Source organism: Streptomyces sp. NPDC042002 (assembly GCF_055588305.1).
The window spans coordinates 1-14082 of record NZ_JBVJCT010000008.1 but is presented as its reverse complement, the minus strand read 5'-3'; the positions used below and the strand labels follow the sequence as shown (position 1 = coordinate 14082).

The window sequence follows — 14082 nt, the reverse complement described above, 5'->3', positions numbered from 1 at the left end:
GTGGTCACCAGGCCGCGCGCCGACGGCGCGCGGCGGTGTCAGCCCCGCGTCGCGGCGGACGACACCGGCGTCAGCAGTCCTCGCGCCTGGACGGCGGGGAGGGACAGCGTGCGATAGCCCACGCTCTCGAACAGGACCGTGATCCTGTTCCCGTCCTCGCTCATCACCTCGCCCTCGCCCCAGGTGCTGTGCCCCACCCGTGTCCCGGGCGGGAAGGCACCGTCGGCCGCCACGGGTTCCAGCGGGTCAGGGCCCGTACCGGACAGGACGTCTCCTGTCCGGACAGGAGCCTCCTTCAACTCCTGTGTACGGGTGCACATGTCGCAACCCGCGCAGTCGCCCTCCGCCAGACTCTCCCCGAAGTACCCGAGCAGGTGGCGTCGGCGACAGCCGTTCGTCTCCGCGTACGCCCGCATCATCTCCACCCGGGAACGCTCCAGATCGACACGGGAGGAAGCGATCCGCACCGCCTCGCGGACGCAGGTGTCCCGCCGCGCCCCGGGCACGGCCCGAACACCGCCATGCTTGTCCGCGGTCACGGCGCCTGCCTCCTCCAGCAGGTGCAGCATCGACGTCAGCGGCGTCTGGGACAGCCCGGTGCGCTCGCGCAGACCGGTCGCCGTGACCGGTCCCCGGTGCTCGCGCACCGCGTCGATCAGCCCGCCCAGCGCCTCCGGGTCGGGGTGAGCGCCCGCCCGGAACCGCTGCACGCCGAGGTCCTCGGGCCGGTACGCGAGGATCGCCGTCGACGGCTGTCCGTCGCGGCCCGCCCGGCCGATCTCCTGGTAGTACGTGTCGAGGGAACCCGGCACCGACGCGTGCAGCACGAAGCGGATGTTCGGCTTGTCGATGCCCATCCCGAACGCGGAGGTGGCGACGACCACGTCGAGTTCACCGTCCCGGAAGCGGTCGTGCGTCCGGGAGCGCTCGGCCGCCGACAGCCCCGCGTGGTAGGCGGCGCTGTCGAATCCGAGCGCCGACAGTTCCTCCGCGTACTGCTCGGCCTCCCGCCGCGTTCCCGCGTAGACGATGCCGGGTTTGGCCTCGGCCGCGGCGCGTTCCACCACCCACCGGCGCTTCCCCGCGTTCTCCCGGTGCCGTACGACCTCCAGCGTGATGTTGCGGCGGTCGAACCCCGCGACCACCTCGTGCACCTCGCGCATGCCGAGCCGCTCCACGATGTCGGCCCGCACGGGGGCCGCCGCGCTGGCGGTGAGGGCGAGGAGCGGAGGCCGCCCGATGCGCTCGCGCACATGGCACAGGGACAGGTAGTCGGGCCGGAAGTCGTATCCCCACGAGGACACACAGTGCGCCTCGTCGACCACCATCAGCGCGGGAGCGGCCGCGGCGATCAGCTCCACCACCTCGTCCTTCGCGAGCTGCTCGGGCGAGACGAACAGGAAGTCCAGGCTGCCTTCGCGAACGCGCTCCCACACGGCTTCGTTGTCCCGTGCGCGCTGCGCGGAGTTGACGGCCGAGGCACCGGATCCCTCGATACGGGAGAGATTGGCGACCTGGTCCCGCTGGAGCGCTATCAGGGGCGAGACCACGACGGTCGGCCCGTCCAGCAGCACACCCGGCACCTGGTACACGGCGGACTTCCCGGCACCCGTCGGCATCACCACGATGGTGTCGCGCCCCTCCATCACGGCTGTCATGGCGGCGAGTTGGGGCGGACGCAGGCTCTCCCACCCGAACACCTCACGGGCACAGCGGCGCAGGCGTCTCCTGAGTGACCTGGTCTTGAAGTATCCGACCTTGACGCGCATGGCACTCCTGACGCCGCTCTCCAGTGGGGTTCGGCACTCGTGTACCCCCGACGGGTCGAAAAACGGGCCGCTCGCGAGGAGTTGCCGTTCCGTGTCCTCGGCGTGCGACGGTACGGCGTTCTCTGGCGGCGCGGCCGGCTTCAACGGGGCGGCGCTCTCCAGCGCCAGGGTCGGCCTCAGCGCGGCGTCCGGTCCCGTGTCGAGGGCCCTGCCTGCCCCGGCGCTTCCGCGTCTCACAACGGCGCCGTCCGGCTGTGGACCCCCGCGCCCAGCGGCCGGCAGCCCGCGTTCGAGCGTTTCATCGGTTTCGAGCGTTTCATCGGTTCCGTGGGCGCACGCCGCACGATGGAGACAGCGGACGGCCGGACCCTGCTGCGCTCCGGATCGGGCGACGACACCAGCACGTACAGCCGCACCCCCGAGGGACCCCTCCTCACCTGGTCGACCGGCACCACCAAGCAGTGGGCCGGCCGGGGAAGGGCGGCGGTCGCCGAGACCGGCAGGCTTCGCCCTCGGCGGGGGCGTCGTCCCGGTGATCCGACGGGTCAGCGCCGGGCGAACCGGACCCGCGTCGGTTGCACGGTGTCGGGTCGCAGCGTTCGTACGGAGGGCGCGCGGTCCGGCCGCGGGGTATCCGTACCAGGGAAGAGGAGCGCCGGGTCCGGTAACTCCCAAACCGGGGGCGCGAGTTCGGATTTCCGCACCGGCCCAGGCGGAAGGCGTCGGTCGAGCAGCCCGGGGCCACCGTGCCGTCCGCGCCTGCCCGGGCGTCGCGGATCCGGAGAAATTCCTGCTCAGAGGCCTTACGTGTGACCTTCGGAGTGCTCTATCTTCTGCACTCATGCTCCTTGCCGATGATCAGCGCGGCGGCCGTCGGCTCGCGCGCACAGCGTCCCTCACCACCGCGGTCGTACTCGCGGTCCTCTGCGCCGCCCTCGGCTACGCCGACGGGACCGGACTGTTCGCTCCGGAGAACTGGCTGGACGCGGGTTTCGTACCCGGCAACGCTACAAGCCCTGCCTGGGCCACGGTGGTGTTCCTGCCCCTGCTGATCGGTGGCAGCGCGGTGGCCGTCCACCGGTTGGTGCGCGCCGCGGCCCCGGGGGCGAGGGCGCGATGGGTCTTCGGCGCCGTCTGGTCGAGTCTGGTCCTGGTGGCGTTCCTGGCCAAGCTGGCCTACAGCGTGCTGCTGCTGGCCATCGCCGGACCGGACGGGCTGCACGTGCTCCCGACAGCCGGGTCGCTGCTCGCCGAGTGCGGTCTGACCGGCGCGAAGTACGCCGTGTTCGGGCCGCTGGTCGCGGGCGCGGCGGCGACGGCGTACCGGATCGGCGTGTGGCGCCTGCGCGTCGAGCGCACCGCAGCAGACACGGCAGAAACGGCAGAAACGGGGGCGGGCCCCCGGGTCGGCGGGTTCGTATGGCTGCCGGCCGGTGCCGCCGTGGCGCTCCAGACCGGTGGTGGCGCGTTCGCCTGGGCCGCCGGTCCGATACCGGGCGGCTCCGGGGTCGCGACCCTGGTCGCCGGGGGCGCGGCGGTGTGCGCCGGTGTGGCGCTCTGGCGCCCGGTGGTGTCGCCGGGCCTGACCCGTGCCGGGACGGGCGTGACCCTGTGGTCGCTCGCGACGGCGCTGACCTCTGCGGGCGTCCTCGGGTTCGTGCCGCTTTGGGTTCTCGACGGGTGCCTGAACGGGTTCGGCGGATCGCTGTTCCCGGTCGCGTCCGTGCTCATGCACGTCGCGGAGGGCGTCACGGCGGGCGTGTGCGCGGGCCTCGTGGCCGTGCCCTGGGCGGCGGAGCGGGCGTCGCGACGCCGGACGGAACCGTCCGCCGAGCGCGGCGTGTTCGCCCGTGCCGCCGCATGGGCGCCGCCGGTCGCGATCGCCGCCGTACTGGCCCTCGCCGTCGGCAACGTCACGCCGGGAACGGTCACGACGGCCGCGGCCACCACCGGCGCGCGGCAACAGGCAGCGGGCCGTGACCGCAACGGTCTGCTCCCGCTCACCGTGCTGCGCGGCGACGGCCGGTCTCCGGTGATCGGCGACAGCGCGGGGCGGCAGGTGCTGCTGCGCGGCGTGAACGTCAACCAGCTCATCGACTACGGGCAACCCGACCCGGCCAAGCAGACGGTGTGGCCGCTCAAGGACTCCGACTACGCCCAGATGGCGCGGTACGGCTTCGACGTCCAGCGGCTGGCCCTGTCGTGGTCGGCCCTGGAGCCGAAGCGAGGCGTCTTCGACGAGGCGTATCTGGCGCGGGTGCGCACCGCGGTCGACCAGGCCGCCGCGCACGGCATCCACACCGTCCTCGACATGCACCAGGACACCTTCTCCCAGTACGTCAGCGCGACGCCGGGAACGCACTGCCGCCCCGGGGCGACGCCCGAGTTCGGCAACGACGGCGCCCCGGACTGGGCGACGCTCACCGACGGCGCCCGGGCCTGCGGCTTCCTCGGCCGCGACCTCGCGCCCAACGTGCAGCGGGCGTTCACCAACCTCTACGACGACACCGACGGCGTAGGCACCGAGCTGGCCCACGCCTGGGGCCGCCTCGCCGCGGACTTCGCCGACGATCCCGCCGTCGCCGGCTACGACCTCCTCAACGAGCCCGGCCCGGGCGACGCCCCCGGCGTCACCTCCTCCCTCCTGCTCGGACGCCTCTACCAGCAGGCGATCACCTCGATCCGGACGGCGGAGGCACAGGCTTCCGGCGGCTTCCACCACCTGGTGTTCTTCGAGCCCTCGATCCTCTGGTCGGGGCTCGGCTTCGACACCACCCCACCGGTCGGATTCGCCGATGACCCACTGCTCGTCTTCTCGCCCCACCTGTACAGCGAGTCGATCACCATGGACCAGGGCCTGGGCATCACCCTGACCTCGGTCGAGCAGGGCTACACCACCGCCGAGCGCACCGCCCGGGCGTACGGGGCGCCGCTGTGGTCGGGCGAGTGGGGATGGTTCGGGGACCCCGACGACTTCCGCTCCCGTTTCGACCGTTTCCTGGAACGGCAGAACAGCGATGTGCTGGGCTCGGCGATCTGGGTGTGGAAGAAGGCCTGCGGTGATCCGCAGAACGACCCCGCAGCCACCACCTCGGGCGGCGGCGTCGTGTTGTACACCTGCCCCGACGGCAAGCCGCTGCCGGGCCCGGCCTTCGAGACCACGGCGCTGTCCCAGGCGTACCCGCGCAGTGCCCCCGGTCGCCTGAACTCCCTTCGGTCCTCCGCCACCACGCGGGACCTGCGGCTCTCGGGCTCCGGGACGGGCACCCTGGACGTGTGGGTCCCCGGCCCCAGCCGCCCGGAGGTCACGGACAGCGGCCTCACCGGCATCCGGCTGGCGAAGCGGCCCGGCGGATGGAGGTTCACGGCGCAGACCTCCGGCCGGTACACGCTCCACGTGGCGTAGTGGTGGCCCTCGGCCGGCCCACCTCGGGGGTGGGCCGGCCGACCGAACAGCCTGCGCCCGCCACCCGAAGCAACGGCGGTGGCCCTATCAGGACCAGCGCACTGGGGAGTTGGCCACGGGCCGTCGATGGCCCCTGAGGAAGACGGCAACTCCCGCGGCGAGTGCGAGTAGCCCCCCGAGAAGAAGGAGCCAGGGGTTGAGCAAGCCGTCAGTGCAGCTCTCGCCGCCGCCCGAATGCTCGCAGTAGGTGCCAGGGCCATGCCGATCGAGGTAGGCGAGAAGGAACAGCGGCAGGCTCGCGCCGGACACCAGGCCAGGCAGGCCCCGTTCGGTGCCTCGGCGTGTGGCCAGCAGCAGGGTGCCCGCCACAGGCAGAGGCAGGATGAAGATCCCGATCGAGAGCACGGTCAGTAAGGCGAGCAGGTAGCCGGCCCCGGTCAGGAGCCATCCGGTGAAGAGCAACCAGTCACGCCTTTTGCTGGTCATGTCTTCTTCTTTCGTTTGAAGATGTCGAGGACGGAGGCGATTTTCCTGGCACGGTCGAACAGGGCCAGGGCGGGCTCGCGTTCCCCTTCGAGGTTCGCGAGCATCTCCAGGCCCAGGTACAGGGCTACGATCGCGTGGGCGAGTTCGTCGGGCGGCAGCAGCCGAGCGGCGGGTGAGCCCGCCAGTTCGTCGCGGATGCTGTTCGCCGCGAAAGTGCGCCACGGGCCGATCCGGGCAGCGACTTCCGGGCGGAGTTCAGGGGTGAACTGGGCAGCGGCGATCATCTCGACAAGCACGGTTACGTGCCCCTCGTTCAAGTCCTCGTCGAAGACTGACCTCGCGGCCTGAACCAAGTCCCCGAGGTTCTTGGAATCATCGACCATCGCCTGGTAGCGCGCGTTGCGCGCACCGCTGACCGCGTCCAGGGCAGCCAGGTGCAGCTTGGCCACCGAACCGAAGTGGTAGAAGATCAGCGCCTGATTGCAGCCCGCGCGCCGAGCGATCTCACGCGCGCTGGCCCCAGCGAATCCCTTCTCGCGCAAGGCTGCGACCGCTCCTTCGATCAGCGACGCTCGTGTCTCCGCCGAACCGGAGTTCCCGGCCGGGTCGACAGACCGCTTCCCACCGGCTTTGGCCACGAAGCCACCCCTTGCTGATCGACCAGTTTGAGCAACCGCTCAAAAGCTTAGACATCGTCAGAACTGTTGCCAAGAGCACCTGCCCGCGAAAACGGGGGCGCGGTCCGCACCCCTGCGGACTACCAGGACGGGGCGGCCGACCACGTTCCCGATCGCCCCGAAAACAGCCGATTCCCCGCCCAGGCCGTCTCCCGGCGCGACCCGCACTTCAGGGACATCGCGAATGCCTCCTGGTGGCGGATGGCCGCCCGGCTCCCGCGTACGTCTGCCGCCGCGGCCCGCCTCGGTTGACCAGCCGACAGCGCGGCGATGCTCCGGCTCGGCGAAGACGGCACACCGGCCCCACCCTGGTCCGCCGAGGCTTCACCCACGACAGCCACGCGGCCCTGACCTTCCTCGGCCGGATGGACGAGCTGACCTCCGTGACTCTGCTCCTGCCCGGCCACGGCCGGCCCGTCACCGGCAGCCCTCCCGCCGCCACCCGCTTGGCCCGGCAGGCCGACCAGCGCTGAACGATGCGGAGAGACTGGATCTCGGAGCGTCAGCTTCGGGCCCGCGTACCAACCACTCAACCTCCGCCGAGAATCGCCCAACGTTCACTGCGACAGGTCTCCTCGATCCCGTCCGGTTCGAACGACGCCATCCCTGAAATCCGGCGCACCTCGTGCCGCGCGCCCTCGTGCGGCCACGCTGCCGGCCGGGCGACTGCGGTGTCGTAGTAGCCGGCCAGGCGCTTGCGGGGCGGAACGCCTGCCCCGCGACCGGGCTCCCCGCGGACTCGTTGACGTCGGCGCGCGGAACGTGTCAGCGGGGTGCGAACCCGGATCCGTACGGACTCGTACAGGACTACCGGGCGCCTGCTGTCGGTGATGACGCGCGTGCCGGAGGCGCCGCACCGGGATGCGACGGAGCGGGCGGCGACCCCATGACCACGGCCCCGGCATGCTCGGGGCAGACCGCGTGCGCGAGTCGTTGACATGGCCCTGTCGTGTGGCTAGCTTCACCAAGAGTTCTCGTCTGCGCCCCCAGGTGCTCGCGGCCCAGGGGCCCCGTCAAAGCGTCGCCTCGTCAGGTTCCCCATCTCGGCGATGCGACAACGTTGTCAATCCCGGCTGTAGCTCAAGCGTCACGTTCTCCACAGGAAGACAACGTTGTCAACTGCCGCCTCCCGCCCCCGAGTAGAGGAGAAACCCCCCGTGATGACACGACTGTCGAGACCTCCCGGAGCCACCGCGATCGGCTTACTCGCCGCCGCGGCACTGGGCGTGGCCGGGCTGTGCGCACCGGCGTGGGCGGCCGGCAAGGCCGAGCTCGTCGCGTCGCCGGCGACGGTGGTCAACCCGTTCATCGGGACGTCGAACCAGGCCGACGACTTCCCCGGGGCCGACGTGCCGTTCGGCATGGTGCAGTGGAGCCCGGACACGCCGTCGCGTCCCTCCGGCGGCGGATACGAGTACAACGACTCGTCCATCACCGGCTTCAGCCTCACCCACATCGCCGGACCCGGCTGCGGCGCGGCCGGCGACATACCGGTGCTGCCCACGGTCGGCACCGTCAGCACCGGCGCCACAGACGCGTTCTCGCACGCCAACGAATCGGCGTCCGCGGGCTCGTACAAGGTCGCCCTCAACAACCAGGTGACCACCGAGCTGACCACCACGACACGCAGCGGTATGGCGCGCTTCACCTTCCCGTCGAGCAGCCAGGCCAACCTGATCTTCAAACTCACCGGAAGCCAGAACGGCGCCAGCTCGACGCAGTTCACCAAAGTCTCGAACACCGAGGTGAGCGGTCAGGTCACCAGCGGCCACTTCTGCGGCGCGGGGAACACGTACAGCGTGTACTTCGACATGGTCTTCGACCAGCCGTTCGCCTCGCAGGGCACCTCGATCGCGAAGACATCGGCCGCCACCCCGGCGAAGCCTGGCACAGCGTCCAAGAACGCCGCCGAGAAGCCCAACAAGCCGGTGCTTCACGGCAAGACCCCCACCGCGGCGGCCCCGAAGGCCGCCACCGGCAGCGCCTCCCCGAACGCTGCCGCCTCGAACGGTTACGTCACCTTCAACACCACCACCAACCCGGTGGTGCAGGCCAAGGTCGGCATCTCCTACGTCTCGATCGCCAACGCGACGGCCAACCGGACCGCGGAGAACACCGGTTGGGACTTCAACGCGACCCGCACCGCCGCGCAGAACGCCTGGAACAGCGCACTCGGCAAAATACAGATCGCCGGGGGGACAGCCGCACAGCAACAGAGCTTCTACACCGCGCTCTACCACTCGCTGCTGCACCCCAACGTCATCAGTGACACCAACGGCCAGTACTACGGCTTCGACGGCAGAACACACACCGTGGACACCGGCCACGGAGCGGAATACGCCAACTACTCCGGCTGGGACATCTACCGCTCGCAGGCCCAGCTCGAAGGGCTGCTCGCCCCCCAGGCCGCCTCGGACACGGCGCAATCGATGGTCGACGACTACGCCCAGACCGGACTGTTCCCCAAGTGGTCGGAGAACAACGGCGAGTCCTACGTCATGGTGGGCGACCCGGCCGACGCCATCCTCGGCGACTACTACGCCTTCGGCGCCAGGAACTTCGACACCACGACCGCCCTGGCCGACATGATCAAACAGGCGAGCACCGCCAACAACGACCGACCGGGCGTCAACTACCTCGACTCACCCGGGTACATGCCGCACGACGGCAGCTACGGATGCTGCAACTTCTACGGTCCGGTCGCCACCACGCTGGAGTACAACACCGCCGACTTCGCCGTCTCCGCGCTGGCCGGGGCACTCGGCGACACCAGCCACCAAAAGACGTACGCCAATCGTGCCCAAGGCTGGCGCAACGTACTCAACCCCGCCTCCGGCTTCGTCGAACCGCGCAACGCCAGCGGCTCCTGGACCGGCGGCTTCGACCCCACCAGCGGCACCGACATGGTCGAAGCAGACTCCTGGATCTACACCGGGATGGTCCCGTTCAACATCGGCGGCCTGGCACACGCCAAGGGCGGCAACACAGCGATGAGCCACTACCTGGACACCGTGCTGCGCAGCTACACCGGCGACAACGGCTACGCATGGGTCGGCAACGAACCCAGCATCGAACTGCCCTGGGAATACGACTACATCGGACAGCCCTACAAGACCCAGGGCACCGTCCGGGCCATCCAGGACCAGATCTGGGCGAACACCCCCGGTGGTCTGGCCGACGGCAACGACGATCTCGGCGCGATGAGCGCCTGGTACGTGTGGTCCGCACTCGGGATGTACCCCGAGACACCGGGCACCTCCGACCTCGCCCTGGGCTCACCCCTGTTCACCCAAGCCGTGGTCACACTCCCGTCTGGCCAGACACTGACGATCAACGGCAACGGCGCCGCCGACAACGCCCCTTACGTACAGTCCGCGACATGGAACGGCGCCACCTGGAACAACGCCTACGCCCCCACCACGGCAATCACCGCCGGCGGCACCCTGAACTACACCCTCGGCACCAGCGCCAACACCTCCTGGGCGACGGCGGCGTCCGCGGCCCCACCCTCCTACGCCGGTGACACCACGGCCCCGGCCTCGCCCCGTATCGGCGCGATCACCTCCGCGGTGGCATCGAACCTGTGCGTGGACGACGCGAGTTCCTCCACCGCCGACGGCACCCACGTCCAGATCTGGAGCTGCAACAACACCTACGCCCAGGACTGGATCGTCGCCGGCGACGGAACGATCCGGACCCTCGGCAAGTGCCTGGACGCCGACCACAGTGGAACCACCAACGGCACACTGATCCAGCTGTGGACATGCAATGGCAGCGGCGCCCAGCAATGGACCACGGGCGCCAACGGATCGCTCGTCAACCCCCAGTCCAAGCTGTGCCTGGACGATCCCAACTCCACCACCACGACCGGCACCCAACTCCAGCTCTACACCTGCAACGGATCAGCCGCCCAGAACTGGAAGCTGCCGACTTGAACCACTGGCACCGGTAGCCCAGAACACCAATGATCGAGGCCCAGCCCGACCTGGCCGGTATCGGGGGCGCACCCGCCCTTCCGGGACGCGTCATCGGATACGAGCCCCATCCCGGTGTCCGCGAGCCGGTCGCGAAAGTACGGCCCGCCGAGCAGGTGCTCGGCGGGCCGTACGCGCGTCGGCACACCAGCAGGACCGCTCCCGCACCGGCGGCGACGGCCGCGGCGGCAGCGCCTGCCAGGGGCACGGCCGAACCGGAGCCGGTGTTCGCCAGGGCGCCGCCGGTGGCCGAGGAACCCGTGGAACCCGAGGAGCCGGTCGCCGCGGTGCCGGAACCGCCCGTGGACAACACGTCGGCGTCCGCTCGCACCACCTGCCGCTCCCACAGGCGCCGCTCGGCGGCCTCGGCCGTCTTCCCGGCCGCGCGCCGCGCTCCGTCACCGCAGATGCTTCTGGAGGAACGCGATCTCCGCCTCGACGGCTTCTTCGTGTGCCTCGAGGAACGGGGCGTAATGACGGCCCGTGAGATGAAGCACCTCGGAGTCCGGTGCGTGGTGGGCCGCCTGGACCGCGGGGCCGGGAAGCGCGCTCTGGTCCTGGTCGCACACGACCACCAGCAGGGGGCACCGGATACGAGAGGCGTGGCGGCCGGGCCGGTACCCGCCCAGCTGGAGCGCGATCCGCGCGGCGACCGTCTGCTCCCAGTCCGGGTAGCGGTGGTCGGGATCCAGCGCCCGGTCCCCGTCCATGGCGTCGGCCGTGGTGAGCGAGGCGACGGCGCCGCGTACTCCTGCGGTGGGGACGAGCAAAGGCGGCCGCCCCAGGAGGCTGCCGAGCGCGTCCGCGATGCCTCGGCCAAAGAGCCGGAGGAACGCGAGAGGGGTCATCGAGCGCAGCGCGTGAGGAGCGAGTGCGCGGCCGTCGACCACCGGCGACTGGGCGATGGCGGAGGCCAGTCGCGGATTGTCGGCCGCGACTTGGAGGATGTGGCCGCCGGCGAGTGAGAAACCCCAGAGCGAGATCTTGTCGGGATCCACGTCGGGCAGGTCCGCCGCGCAGTCGATCGCGGCCTGCCAGTCCGCGCGCTGTTCGTCGAAGCTGACGACCTGGCGCGGCACGCCCCCGCTCTCACCGAACCGTCGGTGGTCGAAGGCCAGGACGGCGAAGCCGGCGTCGTTGAACCGCTGCGCGAAGCGGTCCGAGGCCGGTTCCTTCGTCACCGCGGTTCCTCCGGCCATGATCACGCAGCCGCCGTTGGTCCCTGGGTAGTGCCAGGCGGCGCATGTGGTGTCACCGCTGGCGAAGCGTAGTTTCTTCCGTTCCTTGAGGGCGGGCATATCGGCCTCCGTGGTGGATTCGGACGTTCTCTTGAGGGCGTTCCCGGGGTTGGGTCCGCCGACCGGCGTCCGGGAAATGAGCGGTGCGGATGACATCCATCGTCGGTCGTGGTTACCGAGACGGGCGTCACAGCGCCTCGGAATGAGCGAAACTTGTCTCCATGGCACACGTATCGGCGGATTACGTACTGAGCCTCACGGACCAGCGGCTGGTGGCTGCTCTGCAGTGCGACGGCCGTGTCACCGCGGAACAGGCGGCCCGGGTACTGGGTCTCAGCCCTGCCACCGTGCGCCGCCGTCTGCACGCGCTGAGCGCCGACGGCACCGTGCGTGTGGTCGTCTCACCTGTCGCCCGGCCGCGCAACGGAGGCTCTGCCGGGGCACTGTTCCTGCGCATCCGGGTCCTGCGAGGACGACTGGACACGATCGTGGCCGCCCTCGCCGCGCGCGATGACATCCCGTTCATCGACGTCAGCACCTCGGGTGACGAGATCTTCGCGGTCGCCCGTACCGACCCGGGTTCGCCTGATCCGTTGGTCTTCCGCCAACTGCCCTCCACCCAGGCGGTCACGGCCTTGGAAAGCGCCACGGTCCTGCACGTCTTCCGGCTCACGTCCGAATGGCGGCACAACGTCCTGACGGCACCTGAACGCGCGGCCCTGAGCCCGGCCGAGCCGGTCCCCGGGCAGACGTCTTCCGGATCCCCGGGCCCGTACGGCGTCGACACCGATCCCTTGGAGCAGTCCCTCATCGACGCGCTCACCCCCGACGCGCGCCTCTCCGCCGCGGCGCTGGCCGTGCGCACCGGACACGCGGAGACCACGGTCCGCCGACGCATCTCCCAACTGGCCGCGCAGGGCCGTCTGATCACGCAGGTCCTGGTGGACACGCGGTGTCTCGGGCTGCCCATCGAGGCCAAACTCCTGTTGCACGTGGCCCCGGACCATCTGGCCGCCGCCGGGAAGGCGTTGGCCGACCATCCTTCGGTGCACGGGGCGTTCGCGACCACGGGCCCCTCCAACCTTCACGCGGCCGCCTACTTCTGTGACCTGACAGCCCTCTACGACTTCCTCTCCCGCGACTTGGTCGGCCTGGGGATCACCCGCGTCGAGACGGCCATCGTCGGCCGCGTCGCCAAACGGAGTGGCGTGCGTGCCTGAACGGCTCCGGTGGGCAGGGAATCGCCGAGCAGTTGCGAGGGGTCGTGGCATCGACCCATCAGGCCACCTCGGCCGGGGTGACCCAGCCGCGTCGGCCGAGCGGGTCCACGACGACCAAGGCATAGTGCGCGTCCGCCGGAACCGGTGCGGCGTCGTTCCCCGAGAGGTGGCCGACGTCCGCGAGCAGGACCGGGCGGGTGCCGAGGGCCAGCAGGACGGACGCGTTGACGCCGGCATGGATGAGCGGGATGCCGTACCGCGCCGTGAACCCGGCCCCGAAGCCGAGGGAGAACCCGGTCGGGGGCGGTGCCGACGACCGCGCCGAGACCGAACACGCTGCCGTCGGCGCAGGTGTAGGCGCTGGTCCGGAACGGGTCGAGGCCGACCTGGAAGAGGACCGGATCGTCGCTCGGGCCGGGGCGGGGCAGCGTCGCGTGGACGCCGAAGACGCCGCCGAGCCCGTAGGCCCGGATCGGCTCTGCGCAGTGGCGCGTCCGACCGGCGTCCGACAGCCCATCAGGTGGCGTGGTGTCACAGAAAGGCGCCGCCGACAGCGCCCCACACGTGGGTAGGGGTGCTCAGGCTCGGAACGTTCCGAAAGGCGAACGCCAACCAGGCAAAGGAATAGGCTTGTTGACTGCCCCGTGCCAGGGATCCAACGGGAACAGCTCCTCGGACCGGCCGACCGGGGCGAGCTTCGTACACCTGGCACCTGATTAAATCCTGCTCTCCCGCTCTGCAATCCGCAACCGTACGACGGTGCGTTTGCGTGTCGCGACGTAGGGGAGAACCATGGATTGCGCGTGCACGGCCACGACTTGACGCCTCTACTGACTTCGGCTGATTAGGGTGACGTTGGGTCGTCGAGGGTCAGGCCGGTGCCGGCTATGAAGCCGTCGAGGGTGTCGGGTCGGTATTGAAGACGCTTGAGCCGGTTACGTACGAGGGTCTCGAGTCGGTCGAGGGCGACCACGGCGAGGTTGGACAGGCTGCGTTTGACGTGGGCCCAGACCCACTCGACGGGGTTGAGGTCGGGTGAGTAGGCGGGCAGCAGGAACACCGTCAGCCATGCGCGCTCGGTGATCAGCTCGCGTATGGCGTGGGAGACGTGGGTGTTCAGTCGGTCCCAGACCAGCACGATCGGCGCCTTGACGAGCTGGTGGGTGCCGTCGATCAGGGCGATGAAGTCGCGCTCGCCCATGCTGCGGCGTTTGCCTTTGCCCGCGGGGTGGGTGCGTAGGCGGTGGCACAGGCGGGTGCGGGAGCCGGGCCGTATGGCGATCAGTCCGGCCACCGACAGGCGTCCCGAGCG

9 protein-coding genes are annotated in these 14082 nt (G+C 70.3%); 4 read left to right on the top strand and 5 right to left on the bottom strand.

All coding sequences use genetic code 11. From position 1 onward, the window contains the following. Positions 1-38: 38 nt before the first annotated feature. On the bottom strand, positions 39-1769 hold the full coding sequence (locus ACZ6KY_RS14650; RefSeq protein WP_469310652.1) for a RecQ family ATP-dependent DNA helicase: 1731 nt from the start codon (positions 1767-1769) through the stop codon (positions 39-41). An 841-nt stretch (positions 1770-2610) separates the two neighbouring features. On the opposite strand from ACZ6KY_RS14650, the gene ACZ6KY_RS14645 reads away from it, so the two are divergent. Next, complete coding sequence (locus ACZ6KY_RS14645) at positions 2611-5175, top strand: glycoside hydrolase family 5 protein (protein ID WP_469310651.1); 2565 nt, start codon at positions 2611-2613, stop codon at positions 5173-5175. 87 nt (positions 5176-5262) lie between these two features. Here ACZ6KY_RS14645 and ACZ6KY_RS14640 read toward each other — a convergent pair whose 3' ends face one another. Together ACZ6KY_RS14640 and ACZ6KY_RS14635 are read right to left on the bottom strand one after the other, a co-directional pair. Continuing rightward, positions 5263-5661 carry a hypothetical protein gene (locus tag ACZ6KY_RS14640; RefSeq protein ID WP_469310650.1) on the bottom strand — a complete coding sequence of 133 codons (399 nt, stop codon included), beginning with the start codon at positions 5659-5661 and terminating at the stop codon, positions 5263-5265. Beyond that, a complete protein-coding gene (locus ACZ6KY_RS14635; protein ID WP_469310649.1) occupies positions 5658-6299 on the bottom strand; it encodes a TetR/AcrR family transcriptional regulator in 642 nt (213 codons plus the stop codon). The genes ACZ6KY_RS14640 and ACZ6KY_RS14635 overlap by 4 nt, the downstream gene beginning before the upstream one ends. Before the next feature lie 287 nt (positions 6300-6586). Here ACZ6KY_RS14635 and ACZ6KY_RS14630 point away from each other — a divergent pair, with 287 nt between their 5' ends. Together ACZ6KY_RS14630 and ACZ6KY_RS14625 are read left to right on the top strand one after the other, a co-directional pair. Then, positions 6587-6811, top strand: a complete 225-nt coding sequence (locus ACZ6KY_RS14630; protein ID WP_469310648.1) for a hypothetical protein — start codon at positions 6587-6589, stop codon at positions 6809-6811. Between the two features lie 687 nt (positions 6812-7498). Then, positions 7499-10273, top strand: coding sequence for a lectin (locus ACZ6KY_RS14625; RefSeq protein WP_469310647.1), 2775 nt, complete (start codon positions 7499-7501; stop codon positions 10271-10273). A 437-nt stretch (positions 10274-10710) separates the two neighbouring features. On the opposite strand, the gene ACZ6KY_RS14620 is transcribed toward ACZ6KY_RS14625, so the two are convergent. Then, on the bottom strand, positions 10711-11493 hold the full coding sequence (locus ACZ6KY_RS14620; protein WP_469310646.1) for an alpha/beta hydrolase: 783 nt from the start codon (positions 11491-11493) through the stop codon (positions 10711-10713). Between the two features lie 278 nt (positions 11494-11771). On the opposite strand from ACZ6KY_RS14620, the gene ACZ6KY_RS14615 reads away from it, so the two are divergent. After that, positions 11772-12770 (top strand): Lrp/AsnC family transcriptional regulator, encoded by a 999-nt coding sequence (locus ACZ6KY_RS14615; protein WP_469310645.1) that lies wholly within the window; start codon positions 11772-11774, stop codon positions 12768-12770. 844 nt (positions 12771-13614) lie between these two features. Here ACZ6KY_RS14615 and ACZ6KY_RS14610 read toward each other — a convergent pair. Beyond that, positions 13615-14082 (bottom strand): transposase (locus ACZ6KY_RS14610; RefSeq protein ID WP_469310644.1); only part of this gene is annotated, 468 nt, incomplete at its 5' end.